Origin of the sequence: Variovorax sp. J31P207 (assembly GCF_030316965.1) — a bacterium.
Lineage (GTDB): Bacteria > Pseudomonadota > Gammaproteobacteria > Burkholderiales > Burkholderiaceae_C > Variovorax > Variovorax ginsengisoli_B.
The window spans coordinates 550951-572386 of the sequence record NZ_JASZYN010000002.1; the positions used below are offsets into that span (position 1 = coordinate 550951).

Genomic DNA, 21436 nt, shown 5'->3' on the forward strand with positions numbered 1-21436 from the left:
CTCAGGCCTTCACGCGTGCTTCGACCGTGCCCTTGAGCGCGCCGAGCCAGATGACGTCGTCGACCTTGGGCGTGCGGGCCGTGAACTGGCCCAGCTCCGCGTAGGTCGTGATCTGCGATTGCCAGACCGCCGGGTCCATCGTGCCCCACCCCTGGGTCTGCGCGGCGCCGCCCAGTGCGTACTCGATCATCACGTCGATGGCCGCGCGCTCGTCCTCGCGCTTGAGGTTGGGGTATTCCTTCACCAGCAGGTCCACCGCCTGGTCGCGATTGCCCTTGGCATGCTGCCAGCCGCGCGAGGTGGCGCGCACGAAGGCCTCCAGCACCTTGGGCTGGGTCTCGATGGTCTTGGTGGTGGCGTAGTAGGGCAGTGCGTAGAGCTGCACACCCCCGTCCCACAGCGTTAGGTCGACCCGGTCCGGACCCAGCGCCTTGAGCGCGGTGGTGCTGGTGAGCCAGCCGGTGACCACGTCGACCTGCCCGGTCAGGAGCGGCGCCATGTCCGAGCCGACGGTGACCACGGTCACGTCCTTCTCCGCGATCTTGTTCTTGGCCAGCAGCGCACGCAGCAGGATGCCGGCGGTGGACGGAATGCCCACCTTCTTGCCCACCAGGTCGGCGGGCTTGCGCACCGGGTTCTTCGCGAGCGAGAAGAAGGTGAAGGGGTGTTTTTGCGCGCCGACCGCGAAGCACTTGATCGGCAGGCCCTGCGACACGGCCAGCATCACCGAGGGGCTCGACGACACCTGGCCGACTTCGTAGCGGCCGGAGGCCACGATCGCCACGCCGTCGATGTTGGGACCGCCGGGCTGGATCGCGAACTCGATGCCCTCCTGCTCGTAGAAGCCCAGGCGCTTGGCCACCACCTCGCCGACCTGGTTGACGCTGGGGATCCAGCCGAGCTGCATGTTGATGCGCGTCTTGCCTTGGGCCAGCGCGTCGATCGAGAGAAAGCCCCCGGCAGCGAAGGCACCAGCGGCAAGCGAGGTCTTGAGCAGGCGGCGGCGTGCGGGGTCGCAAGAGTGATTCATGACGGAGTTCCTGGTTTGTGGATTCGGGTCGTCTGCCGTGTGGCGTGACCGGAATTTAGGAGCTGCAGGCGATCTCGCAAAGCACCGTTTTTAGAGACGGGCGATCTAAAAATTAGCGCCGGTAGAAACCCTGAATCCAGGGGCGTGCGCACCCCGCTCCGGATGGGGCGAAGGTCTTCCAGGGGGTTTTGGGTGAACCGCGATGGCGGCCCGAGCGGATGCCCCCGGGGCTCAGCCGAGGTTCTGGAGTTCCCTGCGGGCGGCCTGGTAGCTGCTGGAACTGATCGACAGCGCCGGCTGCAGCGTGAAGAAGAAGGCGGCGCCGTGGTCCTTGCCGCCCTCGGCCCAGATGCGGCCGCCGTGGCGCTCGACGATGCGTTTCGCGGTCGTGAGCCCGATGCCGTGTCCTTCGAACGACGCGGCATTCGAAAGCCGATGGAAGGGCTTGAACAGGCTGCGCGCGTCCGCCGGGTCGAAGCCCGGCCCGTTGTCGCGCACGCAGAAGGTGGTTTCGTTCAGCCCCGTGTGGGCCCCGACCGTGATGACGGGGTGCGGACAGTCCCGCGTGAATTTCCAGGCGTTGCCGACCAGGCTGGTCAGCACCAACTTCAGCAATTGGGCATCCGCCGTCGTGTACATCTGCGCCTGGATGCGGAATTCGACCGTGCGCCCCGGGTCCGCGGCTTGCTGCGACCGCGCGACCGCATGGGCCAGCGACGAGAGGTCGAGGTCCTCGCGCTTGATCGGCTTGTCCCGCGCCAGTGCGAGCGCGCGCAGGTCCTTGGCGAGCGCCTCCATCCTGATCGTCGACGCGAGGACATCCCGCCGGGCGCCGGTCGGCGCATCCGTGGCGGCGCCGCCGACGTCGGTCTGCAGCAGGCCCCGCAGATGGCTGAGCGGCTCGCTCACGCTCTGCGAGAGCGCCACGGAAAAACGCTCGATGGTCTGTGCTTCCTCGCGCAGCTCACGCTCCCTGGTGGCGTGGTCCATCGTGATCATGCGCAGCTGCCGGCGTTGCCGGTGCCAGGCCAGCCACGCCCCGCCGCAGAGCAGCGCGAGCAAGCTCAGGCTGGAGGCGGTCCAGACCATGCGTTCGCGCGCGACGTCGCGCCAGGCCGCCAGCACCTGGTCGCGCGGAAAGCCCACCAGCATCACCGCATCGAGGTCGTCGAGCTGACGGTAGCTGAGGATCCGCGTGATGCCGTCGATCGGGCTCGCCGCTTCGTAGGTGCCCGTGCCTTCGGAGAACGAACGCCCACCGGGCAGCTTGAAGCCGACGGCGCGCTCGACGAAGGGATAGCGAAAGATGATCTCTCCGTTGCGCCCGATGATCGAGAGGCTCGCCTCTCGCAGGTTCTCCATCTGCTCGTAGAGCTCGCGCATGTGCGAGAGGTTGATCGCCACCGACACGACGCCGAGCATCTTTCCCTCGGGCGACGCGATGATGCGGGAAATGGGCAGGATCCAGCCGCCGGTCAGCTCGGAGTAGTGGGCCCGGCCGACGTGCAGGGCGACCTCCGTCGGGTGCTGGAAGTGATAGGCGATGGTGGGGCGGTCGAGCAGCGAGCGGCCCTCGTGGCTTTCCGGGAGACCGACGCTCGCCACCACCTTGCCGTCGGCATCGACCACGAACATCGCCTGCGTGCCGACTTCGTCGCCGGCCTCCCGCTGCAGCTCGGCGCGCAGCGCCGCGGTGGGCAGCTGGCGCGGGCCGCCGCGTTCCTGGACCGACTGGGTGATGGCGTTCAGGCTGGAAATCGCGCTGCGGGCGACCGCGGAAAGCTGCTCGGAGAGGCTCAGCGCCTCGAGCTGCGTCTCCCGGTGCGCGCGCTCGATGACCGCGTCGCGCAGGGGCAGCGTGGACCACCAGGCGACCAGGGTCAGCAGCAGGATGGCAGCGATGACGGCCAGACCTGTCAGGAGGCGGAGGACTGCGGAGCGGGACGGCATGGCCGGCGGGTTTCTGGCGGAGCGATCCCGTGATTGTCGACGCCGCCGCCGCCGATCGGCGGGTTGCCGGATGCAAGTTCGCGCGTTGCGGGGGCCCGAACCCCGAAAATGTCACGGAACCGGGCAAGCCGCCGCAGCCGCCTTCAGCCCAGCACGTCGTTCACCTGCTCGTTGAACTCCGCCTGGCTGAGCGCGGTGCCGATCTCCCTCGGCAGTGCGTCGCGCACCGAGAAGACGCCGAGGATCTTGGTGCCCGACACCAGCGGCAGGTGGCGAAAGCCGCGCTCCAGCATCAGCACGACCGCGTCGGACACCAGCGTCTCGGGGGGCACGCAGATCGGGTTGGGCGTCATGACCTCGCGCGCCGTGGTGTGCTCGGGGTCGAGCCCCTTGGCCAGCACGCGCGTCATCAGGTCGCGCTCGGTCAGGATGCCCAGCAGCTTGTCGGGCGGCTCCATGATGAGCACGCTGCCGCAGTTGGCGCGCGTCATGATGCAGGCGGCATCCCGCACGCTGGCCTGCGGGCCCAGGCTGGTCACGTGCTTGCGTGAGATGGACTGGAAAACAGTGCGTTCGGCCATGGTCCGCCCTCCGGAGGAAGCGCTATGGTGCCTGTCGTGCCGGCTCAGCGCAAGGAGTCGTTGAGCCGGTCGAGGGCCTTCGCCCCGGGACAGAGCTGGGCTGCCCCCAGCGCGTTGAGCGGGTGGTCGCTGGTGTTGAGCGCCGTATGCAGGTCGGTGGCCAGCGGGTCGACGTAGAGCAGGCCGGTCACGACCTCGCCCATCTCCTGGTGGCGCTGCATGTGGGCCATGGCGGCATAGCGGTCGCCGGGGTCGTAGCCGGCATGCAGGCTGCGCAGCCGCAGCAGGGTGCCGTCGTGCTGGCGCACGTCGAGCACTTCGCCCGGCGCCATGTCGACCGTGATCTCGTCCCTGGCGCTGATGAAGTCGATGCGGCTGACCGCCTCGTTGTGCTCGCGCACGTAGTCGTAGCTCTTGGTGCTGCCCGGGTGGTTGTTGAAGGCGACGCAAGGGCTGATGACGTCGATGAAGGCCGAGCCGCCGTGGCTGATCGCCCCCTTGATCAGCGGCACCAGTTGCGCCTTGTTACCCGAAAAGCCGCGTCCCACGTAGCTGGCGCCGAGCTGCAGCGCCATGCCGACCAGGTCGACCGGGCTGTCGGTGTTGACCACCCCCTTCTTGCTCTTGGAGCCCTGGTCGGCGGTGGCCGAGAACTGGCCCTTGGTAAGGCCGTAGACGCCGTTGTTCTCGACGATGTAGGCCATGCGCACACCGCGGCGCATGGCGTGGGCGAACTGGCCCAGGCCGATGGAGGCCGAGTCGCCGTCGCCGGAGACGCCCAGGTACAGCAGGTCGCGGTTGGCCAGGTTGGCGCCGGTCAGCACGCTGGGCATGCGGCCGTGCACCGTGTTGAAGCCGTGCGAGGCGCCCAGGAAATAGTCCGGCGTCTTGGAGCTGCAGCCGATGCCCGACAGCTTGGCGACCCGGTGCGGCTCGATGTCGAGCTCCCAGCAGGCCTCGATGATGGCGGCGGAGATCGAGTCGTGGCCGCAGCCGGCGCACAGGGTCGAGATCTTGCCTTCGTAGTCGCGCCGGGTGTAGCCGACCTTGTTGGTGGCCAGCGTCGGATGATGCAGCCGGGGCTTGGCGAGGTAGGTCATGCGGTTTCCTGGGTGTCGGTGGCGCGGGGCGCGGGCGCCCCGACATGGGCGCCGATGGCCTCGACGATGAAGCGCGCCGTGATCGGCGTGCCGTCGAAGTGCAGCACCTTGACCAGGCGCGCCGGATCGATCTCGAGTTCGTTGACCAGCAGGCTGCGCATCTGGGCGTCGCGGTTCTGCTCGACCACGAATACCCGGGTGTGCCGGGCCAGGAACTGCACCACGCTGTCCGGGAACGGAAAGGCGCGCAGCCGCAGGGCGTCGAGGTGGATGCCGCGTTCGGTGAGCGCCTCCAGCGCCTCTTCCATGGCCGGGCTGGTCGAGCCGAAATAGATCACGCCGAGCTCGGTCTGGCGGGCCGCCGGCCGCAGCACCGGCTGCGGCACCAGGGCGGCGGCGGTCGCGAACTTCTTCAGCAGCCGCTCCACGTTGTAGATGTAGTCGGGGCCGCGTTCCGAATAGCGGGCATAGGCGTCGCGGGTCGTGCCGCGGGTGAAGAAGCTGCCCTTGCTCGGGTGCGTGCCGGGCAAGGTGCGCCAGGGGATGCCGTCGCCGTCGACGTCCTTGTAGCGGCCGAAGTCGCGGCCGGCCTCGAGTTCCTCGGCGGTCATGACCTTGCCGCGGTCGTAGTCGTGGCTGTCGTCCCAGGCGAAGGGCGCGCACAGGCGCTGGTTCATGCCGATGTCGAGGTCGGTCATGACGAACACCGGCGTCTGCAGCCGGTCGGCCAGGTCGAGGGCCGCCGCCGCGTGCTCGAAGCACTCGTGCGGGTCCTCGGGGAACAGCAGCACGTGCTTGGTGTCGCCGTGCGAGGCGTAGGCGCACGAGAGGATGTCGGCCTGCTGGGTGCGCGTGGGCATGCCGGTGGACGGCCCGCCGCGCTGCACGTTGATCAGGGTGACGGGAATCTCGGCGAAGTAGGCCAGGCCGATGAACTCGGTCATCAGCGAGACGCCCGGCCCCGAGGTCGCGGTGAAGGCGCGCGCGCCGTTCCAGCCGGCGCCGACCACCATGCCGATGGAGGCGATCTCGTCCTCGGCCTGCACGATCGCGAAGCGGTTCTGCCCGGTCGCCGGGTCGACCCGGAACTTGGCGCAGTACTTCTGGAAGGCCTCCGCCACCGAGGACGACGGCGTGATCGGGTACCAGGCCGCCACCGTGGCACCGCCATACACGCAGCCCAGTGCCGCGGCGCTGTTGCCGTCGACGAAGATCCGGTTGCCGACCCGGTCGGCCCGCCGCACCTGCAGGCCCACCGGCTCGCGCAGGTTCTCGCGCGCGAAGTCGCAGCCCAGGTGCAGCGCCTGCACGTTGGAGGCCAGCAGCTTCTCCTTGCCCTTGTACTGCTCGCCGAACAGCTTCTCGACCACCTCGGGCTCGATCCCCAGCAGGATCGCCAGCGCGCCCACGTAGACGATGTTCTTGAACAGCTGGCGCTGCCGCGGGTCGTGGTAGACCGCGTTGCAGATCTCGGTCAGCGGCATGCCGATGACCCGGATGTCGTCGCGGAACTTCGACGGCGGCAGCGGCCGCGTGCTGTCGTAGAACAGGTAGCCGCCGGGCTCGAGCTCGGCGACGTCGGCGTCCCAGGTCTGCGGGTTCATCGCCACCATCATGTCGGTGCCGCCGCGCCGGCCCAGGTGGCCTTTCTCGGTGACGCGCACCTCGTACCAGGTCGGCAGGCCCTGGATGTTGCTCGGGAAGATGTTGCGCGGGCTCACCGGCACGCCCATGCGCAGAATGGCCTTGGCGAACAGTTCGTTGGCCGAGGCCGAGCCGGAGCCGTTGACGTTGGCGAACTTGATGACGAAATCGTTGACTGCCTCGATACGGCTCATAGAGCAACCTCCGTGCTGCGCACTGCGGTGCGAGCCCCCTTCGGAGCGGCCGGGCGGGGGCTCATGCCACCACCTCCCGTGCGGCGCGTGCCTGCGGCCCGGCCGGCGTCATCTTGAGCAAAAACTTCTGCATGTCCCAGGCCCCCGTGGGGCAGCGCTCGGCGCACAGGCCGCAGTGCAGGCAGACGTCTTCGTCCTTGACCATCACGCGGCCGGTCTTGAGCCCGCCGGACACGTACAGGTCCTGCGCGAGATTGAGCGCGGGCGCCTTGAGCCGGGGCCGCAACTCGCTTTCCTCGCCGTTGACCGTGAAGCTGATGCAGTCCATCGGGCAGATGTCGACGCAGGCGTCGCATTCGATGCAGGCGGACTCGGTGAACACGGTCTGAACGTCGCAGTTGAGGCAGCGCTCGGCCTCCTTGAAGGCGGTGGCGGCATCGAAGCCCAGCTCGACCTCGACCCGGATGCTGGCCAGCGCGGCCTCGGCCTTGGCCCAGGGCACCTTGTAGCGCAGGTCGTTGGAGGTGTCGTTGTCGTAGCTCCACTCGTGGATGCCCATCTTCTGCGACACCAGGTTGGTCATCGGCGCCGGTCGGACATAGACCGCGTCGCCGTGCAGCAGCCGGTCGATCGACACCGCCGCCTCGTGGCCATGGGCCACGGCGGTGATGATGTTCTTGGGGCCGAAGGCCGCATCGCCGCCGAAGAAGACGTTCGGCACCGACGACTGGAAGGTCTTCTCGTCGAGCCGGGGCAGGCCCCACTTGTCGAAGGCGATGCCGCAGTCGCGCTCGATCCACGGGAAGGCGTTTTCCTGGCCCACTGCCACCAGCACCTCGTCGCATTCGACGAAGGCCTCGGGCTCGCCGGTGGGCACCAGCGTGCGACGGCCCTGGTCGTCGTATTCCGCCCGGACGATCTCGAAGCGCATGCCCAGCAGCTTGCCGCCTTCGTGGACGAAGGCCTTGGGCACGTGGAAGTTCAGGATCGGGATGCCCTCGTGCTGGGCGTCTTCTTTCTCCCAGGGCGAGGCCTTCATTTCGTCGAAGCCGCTGCGGACGATGACCTTGACGTCGGTGCCGCCGAGGCGGCGGGCCGAGCGGCAGCAGTCCATCGCGGTGTTGCCGCCGCCGAGCACGATCACGCGCCGGCCGATGTGCGTCACGTGGCCGAACGAGACCGAATTGAGCCAGTCGATGCCGATGTGGATGCTGGCGGCCGCTTCCTGGCGGCCCGGCACCTGCAGGTCGCGCCCGCGCGGCGCACCGCAGCCGACGAAGATCGCGTCCCAGCCCTGCGCCATCAGCGCCTTCATCGACTCGATGCGCTCGCCGGAACGAAACTCGACGCCGAGGTCGAGGATGTAGCCGGTCTCTTCGTCGATGACCGATTCCGGCAGCCGGAAGCGCGGAATCTGCGTCCGGATGAAGCCCCCGGCCTTGGCCTCGCCGTCGAACACCGTGACTTCGTAGCCCAGCGGCGCGAGGTCGCGCGCGACGGTGAGCGAGGCCGGCCCAGCGCCGATGCAGGCGATGCGCTTGCCGTTGCGGGGCGCCACCGTCGGCATCCGCGAGCGGACGTCCTCCTTCATGTCGGCCGCCACCCGCTTGAGCCGGCAGATGGCCACCGGCTCGGGTGCCTGGGCGTTGCTCTCCTCGACCCGCCCGCGCCGGCAGGCGGGTTCGCACGGCCGGTCGCAGGTGCGCCCGAGGATGCCGGGGAACACGTTCGAGACCCAGTTGATCATGTAGGCATCGCCATAGCGGCGTTGCGCGATCAAGCGGATGTATTCGGGGACGGGGGTGTGCGCCGGACAGGCGTACTGGCAATCGACGACCTTGTGGAAATAGGCCGGGTTGGCAATGTCGGTTCGCTGCAAGGCGTGTCTCCTGGCTGCCGCCCGCGACCTGGTGGGGATCGGCGCGGGTCTGCCCCCAGTATGCGCCGCGGCGGACCGGGCCACGCCTTGGTGGAATCCCTCACCAAAGGGCAGAGGCGGTTACCCGAACAGACAGTTCACAAACCCGTCCCGATGGCGCAAGATTTTGCCGGCCGAGATGGCACCCGCCAACCAGGGGCACACCCACCATGAATTCGAACGGCGCCGCCAGCGAACGACTGGCCCGGAGTTTCGAGGAGAACTACAGCGAGGCCACCCGCGGCCTGGCCACGTTCCAGGTGATCGGGATTGCCCTGCTCGCCGCGCACGGGATGGCCGACGACAGCTTCAAGGCGGCGTTCCGCAGTTTCGTGCACGGCTGGCTGCAGGCGCGGGGTGTCGACGAAGACGAGTTCCGGCGCGCCGTGACCGCGCTGGAAGAACTGCTGGACCACTCCGACATCCCTTCGATCCTGCGGCATTGAGCCGCGGTCCTCAGGAGCTGGCGCGCCGATAGAAGGCCAGCGATCCGGCCAGTGCCAGCAGCGCCGCGCCGCAGGACCGGTCCAGCCAGAGCACCGCGCGCTGGCGCAGCAGGCGCACGGCGCGCGCGCCGACCACCGCATAGCCCAGCATCACGAGGAAGTCGAGGCCGGCGAAGACCAGGGCGATGGCGGCGTACTGGGGCCATTGCGGGGCCGAAGCATCGATGAACTGCGGCAGCAGCGCGGAGCAGAACAGGTAGCCCTTGGGATTGGTCACGGCGACCAGGAAGGAGCGCGCGAAGATCCGCCGGGTGCTCACCTGGCCCCGGCGCTCTTCGAGTTGCGACAGGTCCAGGCCGCCCTTGGAGCGCAGCAGCCGAAGGCCGAGCCAGGCGAGGTAGGCGGCACCGACCCACTTGACGACCGAGAACCAGAACTCCGATGCGGCGAGCAGGGCGCCCAGGCCGAGCGCCACCGCGCCCACCAGCACGAAGTCCGAGACCACGGCACCGAACATGCCGGACAGGGACCGGCGCACGCCGTGGCGCGAGCCGTTGGCCAGGGCCAGCAGCACGGTCGGGCCCGGGGTGGCGATGGCCACCAGGGCGACCAGGGCAAAGACGGCGAGGGTGGCGGCGTTCATCGCGGGCAGCGCAGGGTGGGCGGGAAGGCACGATACACCGCTTCGGCCGGGGACACGAGGCCCTGGTGCTCAGGCGGCGTCCATCCGCAGGCCGGTGGCCGGGTCGAACAGATGCACGGCGCCCGGCTTCGGCCGCAGGTGCAGCAGGTCGCCCGGCGCCACGGCCAGGCGTTCGTGGAACAGCGCCACCACCTGAGCCGCGCCCAGGCGCAGGCCGAGTTGCGTCTCGGAGCCCAGGGGCTCCACCACCTGCACCTGCGCCGCCGCCCCCTGGCCCGGATCGCAGAGCTCGAAATGCTCGGGCCGAATGCCGCAGACGGCGTCCCGTCCCGCGTGGCCGGCGAGGGCGGCCGCAGGCAGCGGCAGCAGCGCATCGGCGGCCTCGAAGCCCCTGGGCGTGCAGCGGCCCGGCACGAAGTTCATCGCCGGCGAGCCGATGAAGCCGGCCACGAACTGGTTGGCCGGACGGTCGAACAGTTCGAGCGGCGATCCGACCTGCTCGACCCGGCCGGCGTTGAGCACCACGATGCGGTCCGCCATCGTCATCGCCTCGACCTGGTCGTGCGTGACATACACCGTGGTGGTCTTGAGCCGCTGGTGCAGGCCCTTGATCTCCCCGCGCATGACGATGCGCAGCTTGGCATCCAGGTTGGACAGGGGCTCGTCGAACAGGAACACCTGCGGATCGCGCACGATGGCGCGCCCCATGGCGACCCGCTGGCGCTGGCCGCCGGAGAGCTGGCGCGGATGGCGATCGAGCAGTGCCGCCAGCCCCAGGATGTCGGCCGCCCAGCGCACGCGCTCGGCGATCTCCGCTTTCGGCCGCCCGCGGTGCTCCAGCGAGAAGCCCATGTTGGCGGCCACCGTCATGTGCGGATAGAGCGCGTAGTTCTGGAACACCATGGCGATGTCGCGGTCCTTCGGATCCAGGTCGGTCACGTCGCGCCCACCGATGCGGATGCGGCCGTGCGACACGGCCTCCAGCCCGGCGATCATGCGCAGCAAGGTCGATTTGCCGCAGCCCGAGGGCCCCACCAGCGCCACGAACTCGCCATCGTGGATATGGAGGTCGAGGCCGTGGATCACCGGCACGGCGCCGAAGCGTTTCTGGATTCCGGAAAGTAGGACTTCTGCCATGAGGGGGTCGGTGTGTGGAGGCTCAGCCCTTGAGCCCGGTGTGGGCCAGGCCTTCGACGAACTGCTTCTGTGCCAGCACGAAGACGATCAGCACCGGCAGCGCCGTGAGCGTCGCCGCGGCCAGCTGGATGTTCCACATCGGCCCGCCATAGGCGTCGGTGTACTGCGTGAGCGCCTGCGGCAGGGTGAACTTGGACGGCGTCGACAGGAACACGATCGGCTCCAGGTACAGGTTCCAGCTGTGGAGAAAGGTGAAGATCGCCACCGACGCCAGGGCCGGCCGCGCCAGCGGCAGCGCGATGGTGCGGAAGATCCTGAAGCGCCCGAGGCCGTCCACCCGCGCGGCTTCTTCCAGTTCCGCCGGCAGGGCGATGAAGAACTGGCGCATCACGAAGGTCGCGAACACGCTGGGCGCACCGAAGACCGGAATCAGCACCAGCGGCCAGTGGGTGTTGACCCAGCCGAGCTTCAGGAACATCCGGAACAGCGGCACGATGGTCACTTCGGAAGGGATCAGCAGCCCGGTCAGCACGACGATGAACAGGGCGTTGGCGCCCGGGAAGCGGATGCGCGCGAAGGCATAGCCGGCCATCGACGAGATGGCGAGCGTGGCGGCCGTCACCACGGCCGCGATCCAGGCCGAGTTCCAGTACTGCTGCGCGAAGGGCTGGACCGTGAACACCTGCGCGTAGCTGCTCCAGTCCGGGTGGGTCGGAAAAAGCTGCGGCGGAAACACGAAGATGTCGCTGATCGGCTTCAGCGACGAGGTCAGCATCCACCAGGTCGGGAACACGAAGGGAATCAGCAGCACGCACAGCAGGCCGTACAGCGCGACCTTCATGCGGGCGGAGATCTCACCGTTCATGGAAGACGAACCTCTTGCGCAGCTGCCACTGGGCCAACGTCAGCAGCGCGACGATCGCGAACAGCAGGATCGCCAGCGTCGAGCCGTAGCCGAAGCGATGGAACTGGAAGGTCTGCTGGTACAGGTAGTACACCAGCACCGTGGTCGACACGCCGGGCCCGCCTTGCGTCAGCACCGCGATCTGCGCGAACACCTGCAGCGAGCCGACGATGGTGATGATGGAGGTCAGCAGGATGGTGGGGCTGATGAGCGGCAGCGTGATGCGGCGGAACTGCCTGAAGCGCGACGCGCCGTCGATGCGCGCGGCTTCGTAGAGCTCGCGCGGCACGCCCTGCAGCGCGGCCAGGAACAGCACCATGTTGAGCCCCACGTTCTTGAACACCTGCACCACGATCACCGAAAGCATCGCGGTGGCGGGGGTGCGCAGCCAGTTCGGCCCTTCGATGCCCAGCAGCCTGAGCGTGCCGTTGATGCCGCCGTTGTGCTGCAGCAGGAAGCCCCAGACGATGGTCCAGGCGACCAGCGACACCACCACCGGCGAGAAGAACAGCGTTCGGAACACCGCGATGCCGGCGAGCTTCTGGTTCAGCAGCACGGCCAGCAGCAGGGCCAGGCTCATGTTCAGGACCACCAGCCCGGCCGAGAACAGCGCCGAGGCCAGCAGCACGCCGGGCAGGCTGGGGTCGCTCGACAGCAGTTCGTAGTTGCGGGTGCCGGTGTAGTGGAAGGTGTTGGCCAAGACGTTCCACTCGTGCAGCGAATACCAGAAGACCAGCACCAGCGGCACCAGCACGAAGACCAGCGTGCCCGCCAGCTGCGGCGCGGCGAACAAGAGGCCTGCCGCAGTGTCGCGCCGCGCGATGGTCCAGAACGGCCGGGGCGCGTCCGGCGACAGCTCGGCGGCGGGATCGGGTGGACGGGCCATGGCGTGGGATGGGCGTCGGGTGCCGGCGGCGGCGGATTACTGCGCGAGCAGCGGCGCGATCTGGGCGCAGATCGCGCGCGTCGCGGCCGGGATGTCGGCCTTCGGCTGCCACACGGCATCGAGGCCGGCGCGCACCATCTGCTGCAGCCGCGCGAAGTCGGTGTGCGCCGGCATCACCTTGCCGTTCGCGATGCCCGCGACCACGACCCGGTCGAGCTGCGCCGGCGAGAGCAGGGCGTTGGTTTTGCCGAGCACTTCGGCGTTGAGCAGCGACTTGCGCGCCGAGGGGAAGAACTGCGCCAGCCTGGCCGAGTTCTCCGGGTTGGTCATGTAGGCCACGAACGCGGCCGCCGCGGCCGGGTTCTTGCCCGACTGCAGCACGCCGATGCCGGCCTGGCCGACGATCGCGTAGTCGCCCGTCGGGCCCTTGGGCAGCGGCACCAGGTCCCAGTCGAAGCGCTTGTCCTTGGGAAGCAGCGAGGCGCGGCTGATCTGCGTGATCGTCATCGCGGCGTCGCCGGCGAAGAAGTCGACGTTCTGGCCCGGCCCGGGAATCGCCTTCTTCACGAAGATCGCGTCGTGGATGAAGCCCAGGGCATCGACCATGGGCTTGTCGGCCAGCGTGCAGCGCTTGCCGTCGGCGCTCCAGGGCGCCGCGCCCCAGGCGTTCCAGACCGAGGACAGGTACTGCCAGGCCTGGTAGTTGAAGTCGCGCACCACCAGGCCGCCCTTGCCGGTTTGCGCCACCGCCTGCGCGGTCGCGATCGCCTGGGGCCAGGTCCACTGGCCGGCGGCGATCAGCTCGGCCGGGGTCTTGGCGCCGGCCTTGCGGATCAGGTCGTTGTTGACGAACACCGCGAACGGCGAGGTCGAGAAGGGATAGGCGTAGAGCACGCCGTCCTTCGACCAGCGCTCGGTCGCCGCCGGGCTGAGCTCGCCGAGGTTGTAGCCCGGCGTGGCGGCCAGCGGCTTGGTCAGCGGCACCAGTGCGCCGGAGTTGACGAAGTCGAAGGCGGCGGTCTCGAAGATCCAGGCCATGTCGGGTGCGTTGCCGCCCGCGATCTGGGTCGTCAGCGCGGTCGTGTAGTTCTCGAACGGCAGCGATTCGAAGCTGACCGTGACGTCGGGGTTCTCCTTCTTGAAGCCCTCCGCGATGCCGTTGAAGAGCTTCAGGTGCGCCTCGTTGGCGCTCCAGATGGTCATGCGCAGCCGGGTCTCGGCCGCCGCGCCGGCCGCCAGGGTCAGCGACAGGGCGAGGCCGCCGGCGATGGCACGGAAGCTCGCGAAGGTCTTGCAATGGAACATGGTGCTGGGTCTCCTCGGTCGGGTCTGCGAAGCGGTCGAAGTCTCAGTAGGCGCGCACGTCGGGCCAGCGCGTCTCGACGCCGGCGCGCGCCAGCATCGCCTGGAAGGCGGCGAGCCGCGCGTCGTCGGCCTGCACCGCGTGCGGCGTGGTGGCGTGGGCTAGGCAATGGGCGGCCAGCATCCCGGCCACCTCGCCGACGTTCCACTCCACCGGGTGCAGCCGCAAGCAGCCGTTGGTGATGTGGGTGGTGGCGATGTTCTTGCCGCCGGCCAGCAAGTTGGTCATCCGGCGCGGCAGCAAGGCGCCGAGCGGGATCTCGAAGGGGCAGGAGGGCACGTCGATGTAGTTGTCGCCGCCGGTCGAGGGGTGCAGGTCGATGCGGTACATGCCGATGCCGACGCTGTCGCGATAGCGCACGGCGCCCTGGTCGCCGCGCACGGCATGCGACAGGTCCTGCTCGACGATCCGCGTGACGCCCAGGATGCGGCGGCTCTCCCGGATGTAGGGCGCCATGGCCAGGCCGTGCGAGGTGCCCGTGACGTCGCCGCGCAGCCGCAGCCCCGGGAAGCCGGTGCCGCCGTCGACGCGTGGCGCCTCGGTCTGCAGCCAGTAGAAGACCGAGTGCGACAACTCGGCCGCCGACTGCAGGTGGCGCGCCTGCTCGGCCTCGGGCACGTCGATGATCGTGCCCTCCATGTAGTCGATCATGGGCCAGTTCACCAGGCAGATGTCCGAGGCATAGGCGCCCGGCACGAAGTTGCGCCGCGCCGCGATGCGCCTGAAGGTCCACAGGTTCTGGTCGCCGCCGCTCTTGCGCTGGTCGGCGTCGACCTGCAGCGGGTCGTCGTCCGGATTGGGCGTGAAGGAGCGCTCGCTGATCTCCAGGGTGCGCGGGTTCGGCGCCTTGAAGCCCAGCAGCGGCCCGCCCCAGAAATGCGGCTGGTAGCTGCGCCAGAAGTCGTAGTGGCGCGGCTTGTCGATGGTGTGGTCGCCGTCGACGTGGTCGATCGCGAAGCAGATCGACACCGCCTGCACGTTGTGCGGCTGGGCCGTGGCGGGCGCGCTCGGCTCGCCGGTGTCGGCCCGGCTTTCGAAGCCGGTCGCGTAGTCGCAGCCGGCGAGCGGCAGCAGGTCGCCCAGTTCGGTGGCGTCGATCACGAAGGCGGCTTCGACCGTGATCTCGTCGGCGGTGTCGCGATGGCGCAGCGTCACCGCGCGCACCGTGTCGCCCTGGGTGTCGGCCGCGACCGGGCGGTAGGGTTGCAGCACCGTCAGGCGGCCGGCGCCGCGATGGGGCGCCAGCATGGCTTCGAGCACCGCCAGGCCGACGCGCGGCTCGGCGCAGAGGCGGCTGACCCAGCCCGCGCCCGGGTTGAGCTCGTCCCATGCGCGGCTGGCCGCGGTGAGCGGATAGTGGTCGCGGTAGTAGCGCCGGATGCCGTCGCGCAGCGCCCGATAGCGGCGCGTGACGCCGAACCGCTCGACCCAGCTGTGCTCGTCCGGCGGCACCGCCTGGCTGGTGAGCTGGCCGCCGATCCAGTCGTACGCCTCGCTCATCACCACCGTGCGGCCGGCCTCCAGCGCGCCCAGCGCCGCGGCGACACCGCCGAGGCCGCCGCCGACCACCAGGATGTCCGTCTTCAGTTCTCGCATGCTGTGTCGTTCCAATGGATGGGTTCAGTGCGGCTTCACGGGGCCGAGGGTGTCGCCGCGGATCGGCTCGCAGGGCAGCAGCACCTGCTGCACCGCCTGCGCCGTGCCGCCCTCGACGCGGCGCACCAGCATCGCGGTGGCCTGGCGGCCCATCTCCTCGCGCGGAATCGCGAACGAGGCGAAGCGCGTGCCGCTGCCTTCGGTGCGGATGTGCGAGCCCAGCGCGACCAGCGAGAGATCCGCCGGCAGGCCCAGCCCGCGTGCCCTGGCGGCGCGTTCGAGGCGCACCGCATCGGCCAGTTCGACGCAGAAGGCCGCGGTCGCGCCACTGGCCAGCAAGGCGTCGAGCGCCTGCCCATCGTCGGCGGGCGGTTCGGGCAAGCGCAGGACGAGTTCCATGTCGTCGCCGAGTGCCGCGGTGAAGCCCCGCCAGCGGTCCTGCGGCGATTCCGCCGGGCCGTTCGACCCGAGCCAGGCCAGGCGCCGATGCCCCAGGTCGCGCGCCTGCCGCACCAGCGCACCGGTGGCCGTCGCGTAGTCGCCGCCGACGAAGGGCACGGGGCCGCCCGCATCCTCGCGCCGGCCGATGGCCACGAAGGGATAGTCGCCCGCCACCAGCCGCGCGAGTTCCGCCCGGTCGAAGGTCTTGCCGAGCACGATGCAGCCGTCGGCGATGCGCAGCCGGCTTTCCTCGGCGAACAGCTTGCGGTTCGGGCCCTGGCCGGTGCCGGTCAGCAGCAGCAGGTCGTAGCCGCGCGCCTGCGCCTCCTCCTCGATGCCGAACAGGAAGGGCAGGAAGAAGTCGGCGTGCGCATTCGGGAAGGCCGGCTCGTAGGTGAACACGCCCAGGATCCGGTTCGATCCCTTGGCCATCCGGCGGGCGATCGGATCGGGCACGTAGCCGGTCTCGCGGATGATCTTCTGCACCCGCTCCCGGGTCTCGGGCGGAATGCGCGCCAGCGCGTTGTCGGCCCCATTGAGGACCAGGGACACCGTCGCCTGGCTCACGCCCGCGAGCTTGGCGATGTCTTGCTGGGTCAGGCGACGGCTGGCGGACATGGGATGCTGATGCGTATGACTAAATTGCTAATCCGCATTATCAGCACAAGATGCGTGCAATTGGGCGCAATCAAGCGCAGGGATTACCCGCCCTCAGCGCATCCGCTCGACCCACTGGGCGCGCGAGGGGCTGGGCTCGAACGGCGCGCCGAAGTACTGCGTTTCCCGAACCACCTGGCCGCCCTCGAATTCCATGATGCTCACGGCATGGACCGGTTGCGCGTCGTAGGTGATGACGAATTCGGTGATCCACAGCGCGCCGCCACCCAGCGTTCGCCGCACGGTGAATCGCTTCTGGTTCGGCTGCGCCATGCGTGACGCCTGAATGCGCTGCCGACCGCGAATGCGCTCGCCGGATTGGGGGTACTCGAGCACCGCGTGCTCAGCGTAGATCGCGTGCTCCGCCGCGAAGTCGTTGGCATCGGAGGCCGCCCAGTGTCGCTGCAGGGCGGCTTGCACTTCGTGGTCGTCCATGGCCGCATTCTCCTCATGCCGGTTTCATGTGAGCGGCTTGCCGGCATGGGTGTCAACGGACGATCAGGACGACCTCCTGCGCGAACGGCGGCTTCCGCAAGTCGCGAATCGGAGCTTCGGGCCCGGAGCGGAAGTTCGTGACGCCTCACAGCCGACGCTCAGGCGGGTGGATTTTGCGCTGTCCGCCGCCTTGCAGATCGATTCGCTCAAGTCTATAAAGGTCCGGCCACACTGCCTGAGGAGGCTTTATGCCTGATGACCTGAGAAATTTCCAGCCACTGGATCCAGGTCGGATCCTTGAGGAAGATTCCCTGGAGTTGAAGTACTGGTGCAAGGAGCTTCGATGCACTGAGGCGAAACTGCGGGATACCATTTCGAAGGTCGGCAATCACGTTGCCGCCGTGCGCGAACATCTCGCGTCGCGGGAGTGATCCGCGAAGTCTTTCTCAGTCCAGGGTCGCGCCCGACTGCTTGACCAGCTTCTGGTGCTTCGTCAGTTCGGCCTGAAAGAACGCCGGCGCCAGGTCTGGCCCCGTGTTGACGATCGTCAGGCCCTGCGCCGAAAGCGCGGTCTGCGCCTCCGGCGAGGAGAGCGCAGTCTTCGCCGCCAAATAGTCCGCGTCGACGATCGTCTTGGGCAGCCCAGCGGGGCCGATCATCGCGATCCACGCATCGAAGCTGTACTTGGGCGCCCCCGATTCGGCGACGGTCGGCACGTCGGGCAACGCGGCGGAGCGTGCGGGCGTCGACACTGCGAGAGCACGCAGCATCCCGGCCTTCACCTGCGGTGCGACTTGAGAGATCGAGACGAAGCCCGACTGCACCTGCCCCCCGATCAGATCGGTGATCAGCGGCCCGGTGCCACGGTACGGCACATGCTTCATGTCGATCCCGGTTTCACTGATGAGCAATTCACCCGCCAGATGCAGCGTGCTGCCGTTGCCGGCAGAGCCGTAGTTGAGCTTGCCGGGGTTGGCCTTCGCATAGGCCAGCAACTCCTTCAGATTCTTCATGGGGAGCGTCGGATTCACGACCAGCACCAACGGCACCGTGGCGAGCACCGCGATCGGGGTGATGTCCTTCAAACTGTCATAGGGAACCGTCTTGTAGATTCCGGGGTTGATGACATGGTTCGACGAGATCATGCCGAGCGTGAGCCCGTCCTTTGGGGCCTTGACGATCTGGCTGGTTCCTGGGATTCCGCCGGCCCCGACAACGTTCTCGACGACGACCGGGTGGCCGGTGGCTATCCCGAAACCCGGCGCCATGGCACGCGCCAGGGTGTCGACGGTCGAGCCGGCCGCCAAGGGCACGATCATGCGCAGGGGCTTGTCGGACTGGGCGTGCGCGACGACGCCCACGCATGTCAGGGCGAATACGGCGGCAAGGGCCGGACGTCGGCCGATGGTCTTTGGGTTCACGTGTTGTCTCCTGGTGTGGTCGTCGGGTCAGGCGTGCCGCTGCTGCAGCGCGTCGAAGGAAAGCAGTTCGCCGGCAATGGCGCTCGCCGCGACGGTCGGCGGGCTGGCAAGCCAGACTCGCCCGGGACCGCCTCGTCCCGGGAAATTGCGATTGATCGCACTGACCGTGATCTGATCTTGGGCGGTCGACCCGCCCGGGCCGCAATTTCCGCAAGCGCCGCAGGAAGGTTGGAGCATTCGCGCACCGACCATTTCAAAGGCAGCCATGTATCCCGCTGCGATGCAGTAGTCCCGTACGGCGGTGGTGCCGAACTGCAGGAACAGCTGCACGTTGGGCGCTACCTTCAATCCGCGATCCGCCGCCCAGCGCAACACGGCGTGGTAATGGTCGAAATCCTCGCGCTTGCCGGCGGTGCATGACCCGCCATAGGCAATGTCGATGCGGACCGGCTCGCAGACCTCCGACAGTGGAAGACCATTGCCGGGATCACCCGGGCGCGCCACCATCGGCTGAACGTCGGCGCAGTCGATGCGGACTGTTTCGGCGTAAGCAGCGCCCTCGTCGCTGTGCATCCAGGGCTCGAGTTCGAAGTCGATCCCGCGCCTCTCGCGCAGGAAGCGCACCGTCTCCCCATCCGGCGCGACGATGCCCGTCAGCCCGCCCAGCTCGGCTGTCATGTTGGTGAGCGTGGCGCGCTCGTCGGTGCCAAGGCCTGCGACAGCCGCACCTGCGAACTCGAACACCTTGCCCACCCCGCCGCCGCCTCGGATGAAAGGCAGCGCCAGAAGATGCAGCACGATGTCCTTGGCCGTGACGCCGTCGGCCACGCGGCCATCCAGCACGATGCGCAGTGATTCCGGCATGGTCAGGCGCACCGCCCCGGTCACAAATGCATTCGCCATGTCCGTGGTGCCGACCCCGAAGGCCACGCAGCCGAGCGCACCGCTGTGCGGCGTGTGCGAATCGGTGCCGACGACAAGCTGACCCGGCAGCGCATAGCGTTCGGCCATCATGGCGTGAGAGATGCCGGCGATGTTGCTGCCATCGTCCGACCCTGCCTCCGCTTCGCTGAGCGTGCGGTGCGTGCGCAATGCGTACGTCGACGCGAATTCGCGCTGTGCCTCGACCATGCGGTGCACGTTGGGAACCAAGCCGCCGCGCACGTGAGCAGGGCTTTCCTCGACGTACGAGGTGTGGTCTTCGAACACGATGATGGAGGCGACATCACGCAGCGCCAGCGGACGGCCGAAGGTGGCGTGCAGCATGTGCGCCGCCATGCCGGTGTAATACTCGTGGATGAAGCGCCAGTCCGCCTTCACGAAGGCCCCGTCGCCTGCTGCGGGGTGCGCCGCAGTCAGCTCCGTGGCCAACGCATGACGGGCCACGATCTTCTCGAACAGCGTTCGCGGTCGCGCGTCGACCGCGTCAGGCTCGACGGTGATGTCCCGCATGAACAGTTGGCCGAAACGCAGAAGACCGCCGCTTTCAAGAATGGAGGCAGCCAGTACGTCGCGTCCGGCCACCAGATCGTGGAGTGGTATCGCCTCTCCCCTCTGGATGCGTTCGACCAGGCCGAAATCGGTCGAGGTAAACAGGCCGATGTTGTCGGCGTTCTGCCGGTAGATGCGCTCGAAACTCTCCGCAATCACCAGCCGAACGCCGGCGAGCTTCTCTGCGGCGGGACTGTGCTCGCGCGAGGAGCCCTTGCCATAGCGCTTGCCTGCCACAACGACCTCGATCCCGTGCGCGTGGACCGCGTCGATGGCGATGGGCGTTGCGTCGCCGGCCCTGAAGCCCGTATAGGGGTAGCGGCCAAGCTTCTCATCGTAGTGCGTGAGGATCGTCAGCGGCGTGATCTCGTCGGTGGAGACGTCATCGCGCAAGGGGAAGGCCTCGTCGAGCCGCACCGGCGCGCCCTTGAGGCTGCGGGCGACAATGTCGGCCGACTTGCTCAGGAAGAGAATCGCCGGGGCGAACGAGAGGGATGCGGTGCTGGCTGGCGACGTGGCTGGCATGCCCAATCTTCGCCAGCACGGCCGGTGGCGAAAAGCGCTGATGCGGCAGACGGGGTCTCGCAAAACGCGAGATCCGTATTTACCCTTGAAGCTGCTCGATCAGAGCGGCGACCGCGCGTGATCGCGGCGACTTGCGAAGTGCGTACATGCGGAGTTCGCGAGCGGCCCAGGGCTCGTCCAGCGGACGGCGCACGAAGCGCGGATTGCCGGCGTAGGCCGCAGCCGCGCTCTGAGGAATCACGGCGATGCCGAGGCCGGCTTCGACCATGCGACAGACCGCATCGAAACTGCTGACCGAAACGGTAGGCGCGAAGGGTCGATGCGAGGCGGCGGCGCGCTCGTGCAGCGCGCGGTCGAGGGCGCCACCTTGATGAACACCGATCAGCGGCAGTTCGAGCACCTGCGCAAAGGTCAAGGCCTTGCGCTTGGCGAGCGCGTGGCCGGCAGGCAGCACCACCTGCAAGGGGTCGGTTGCAAACAGCCAGGTCTCGAGGCCTGACGGCACCGGCATGTCCACACCGATACCGACGTCGGCGCGGTCGTCCAGACAGGCTCGGATGACGTCTCGCGTGTCGTTCTCCTGCAAGGACACTTCAATTTGCGGGTAAGCCGCCATGAAAGCGCGCAGACGCTCCGGGAGAAATCCGATCACGGCCGACATGTTGGCGTACAGGCGAACGGGCCCGCGAACCTCAGCGCCTTCTGTCTGGACCTCACGCAGCAGCGCCTGCAAATCTTCGTCGATCTTTTCACCTCGCGTCAGGACCAGTTGACCGGCATCCGTCAGAACGACACCGCGGGGCGACCGGATCAAAAGCGGCGTGCCAAAGGCGCGCTCGAGGTCGGCCAGTCGTCGGCTGAGCGCCGATGGAGCGATGTGCTCCTGCTCGGCAGCGCGGACGATCGACCCGGCCCGTGCGGCAGAGACGAACAATCGAACGCTGTAAGGGTCGACTCGGCGGGTCACGTTAGATCGGATCCATGGCATCCACATTGTTGCAGCATCGCTCGAGGAGCAGCCCGGCCCGCGTCGATACACGCGCTGCGCGGCCACGCGCGGTCGTTCGATCTGGC

Annotated in this window: 19 protein-coding genes; 2 read left to right on the forward strand and 17 right to left on the reverse strand. The window is 68.3% G+C overall.

All coding sequences use genetic code 11. From position 1 onward, the window contains the following. Position 1 precedes the first annotated feature (1 nt). From QTI68_RS08200 to QTI68_RS08225, 6 genes are all read right to left on the reverse strand, one after another. Positions 2 to 1030, reverse strand: a complete 1029-nt coding sequence (locus QTI68_RS08200; protein WP_286520866.1) for an ABC transporter substrate-binding protein — start codon at positions 1028 to 1030, stop codon at positions 2 to 4. Positions 1031 to 1261: 231 nt separating this feature from the next. Next, positions 1262 to 2980 (reverse strand): sensor histidine kinase, encoded by a 1719-nt coding sequence (locus QTI68_RS08205; protein ID WP_286520867.1) that lies wholly within the window; start codon positions 2978 to 2980, stop codon positions 1262 to 1264. 143 nt (positions 2981 to 3123) lie between these two features. Further along, positions 3124 to 3561 (reverse strand): CBS domain-containing protein, encoded by a 438-nt coding sequence (locus QTI68_RS08210; protein WP_286520868.1) that lies wholly within the window; start codon positions 3559 to 3561, stop codon positions 3124 to 3126. 44 nt (positions 3562 to 3605) lie between these two features. Continuing rightward, positions 3606 to 4661, reverse strand: coding sequence for a 2-oxoacid:ferredoxin oxidoreductase subunit beta (locus QTI68_RS08215; RefSeq protein ID WP_286520870.1), 1056 nt, complete (start codon positions 4659 to 4661; stop codon positions 3606 to 3608). After that, positions 4658 to 6499: a 2-oxoacid:acceptor oxidoreductase subunit alpha gene (locus tag QTI68_RS08220; protein ID WP_286520872.1), complete on the reverse strand. Its 1842-nt coding sequence runs from the start codon at positions 6497 to 6499 to the stop codon at positions 4658 to 4660. Before QTI68_RS08220 ends, QTI68_RS08215 begins: the two co-directional genes overlap by 4 nt. A gap of 61 nt (positions 6500 to 6560) precedes the next feature. Continuing rightward, positions 6561 to 8378: an FAD-dependent oxidoreductase gene (locus tag QTI68_RS08225; protein ID WP_286520874.1), complete on the reverse strand. Its 1818-nt coding sequence runs from the start codon at positions 8376 to 8378 to the stop codon at positions 6561 to 6563. A gap of 209 nt (positions 8379 to 8587) precedes the next feature. On the opposite strand from QTI68_RS08225, the gene QTI68_RS08230 reads away from it, so the two are divergent. Then, on the forward strand, positions 8588 to 8863 hold the full coding sequence (locus QTI68_RS08230) for a hypothetical protein (protein WP_286520875.1): 276 nt from the start codon (positions 8588 to 8590) through the stop codon (positions 8861 to 8863). Between the two features lie 10 nt (positions 8864 to 8873). Here QTI68_RS08230 and QTI68_RS08235 read toward each other — a convergent pair whose 3' ends face one another. The 8 genes from QTI68_RS08235 to QTI68_RS08270 all read right to left on the reverse strand — a co-directional run bounded on the left by QTI68_RS08235 (position 8874) and on the right by QTI68_RS08270 (position 16925). Further along, positions 8874 to 9506: a LysE family translocator gene (locus QTI68_RS08235; protein WP_286520876.1), complete on the reverse strand. Its 633-nt coding sequence runs from the start codon at positions 9504 to 9506 to the stop codon at positions 8874 to 8876. 69 nt (positions 9507 to 9575) lie between these two features. Next, positions 9576 to 10643: an ABC transporter ATP-binding protein gene (locus QTI68_RS08240; RefSeq protein ID WP_286520877.1), complete on the reverse strand. Its 1068-nt coding sequence runs from the start codon at positions 10641 to 10643 to the stop codon at positions 9576 to 9578. Positions 10644 to 10665: 22 nt separating this feature from the next. Continuing rightward, entirely contained in the window at positions 10666 to 11508 is an 843-nt protein-coding gene (locus tag QTI68_RS08245; protein ID WP_286520878.1) for a carbohydrate ABC transporter permease, read from the reverse strand. Then, a complete protein-coding gene (locus QTI68_RS08250) occupies positions 11498 to 12433 on the reverse strand; it encodes a carbohydrate ABC transporter permease (protein WP_286520881.1) in 936 nt (311 codons plus the stop codon). Before QTI68_RS08250 ends, QTI68_RS08245 begins: the two co-directional genes overlap by 11 nt. Positions 12434 to 12469: 36 nt before the next feature. Continuing rightward, positions 12470 to 13738 carry an ABC transporter substrate-binding protein gene (locus QTI68_RS08255; RefSeq protein ID WP_286520882.1) on the reverse strand — a complete coding sequence of 423 codons (1269 nt, stop codon included), beginning with the start codon at positions 13736 to 13738 and terminating at the stop codon, positions 12470 to 12472. A gap of 43 nt (positions 13739 to 13781) precedes the next feature. Then, positions 13782 to 15392: an FAD-dependent oxidoreductase gene (locus QTI68_RS08260; protein ID WP_286520883.1), complete on the reverse strand. Its 1611-nt coding sequence runs from the start codon at positions 15390 to 15392 to the stop codon at positions 13782 to 13784. Positions 15393 to 15416: 24 nt separating this feature from the next. Further along, positions 15417 to 16451 carry a LacI family DNA-binding transcriptional regulator gene (locus tag QTI68_RS08265; RefSeq protein ID WP_286520885.1) on the reverse strand — a complete coding sequence of 345 codons (1035 nt, stop codon included), beginning with the start codon at positions 16449 to 16451 and terminating at the stop codon, positions 15417 to 15419. Between the two features lie 93 nt (positions 16452 to 16544). Then, positions 16545 to 16925, reverse strand: coding sequence for a nuclear transport factor 2 family protein (locus QTI68_RS08270; protein WP_286520886.1), 381 nt, complete (start codon positions 16923 to 16925; stop codon positions 16545 to 16547). 248 nt (positions 16926 to 17173) lie between these two features. Between QTI68_RS08270 and QTI68_RS08275 the strand changes: the two genes are divergently transcribed. Continuing rightward, positions 17174 to 17356, forward strand: a complete 183-nt coding sequence (locus tag QTI68_RS08275; RefSeq protein WP_286520887.1) for a DUF3606 domain-containing protein — start codon at positions 17174 to 17176, stop codon at positions 17354 to 17356. Between the two features lie 15 nt (positions 17357 to 17371). On the opposite strand, the gene QTI68_RS08280 is transcribed toward QTI68_RS08275, so the two are convergent. The 3 genes from QTI68_RS08280 to QTI68_RS08290 form a co-directional block, all read right to left on the reverse strand. After that, complete coding sequence (locus tag QTI68_RS08280; RefSeq protein WP_503011635.1) at positions 17372 to 18346, reverse strand: Bug family tripartite tricarboxylate transporter substrate binding protein; 975 nt, start codon at positions 18344 to 18346, stop codon at positions 17372 to 17374. Positions 18347 to 18373: 27 nt separating this feature from the next. Continuing rightward, the gene (locus QTI68_RS08285) at positions 18374 to 20362 is read right to left on the reverse strand and encodes an aconitase family protein (RefSeq protein WP_286520888.1); all 1989 of its coding nucleotides are present in this window, start codon (positions 20360 to 20362) and stop codon (positions 18374 to 18376) included. A gap of 79 nt (positions 20363 to 20441) precedes the next feature. Then, positions 20442 to 21329, reverse strand: a complete 888-nt coding sequence (locus tag QTI68_RS08290; RefSeq protein WP_503011636.1) for a LysR substrate-binding domain-containing protein — start codon at positions 21327 to 21329, stop codon at positions 20442 to 20444. Between the last annotated feature and the right edge of the window lie 107 nt (positions 21330 to 21436).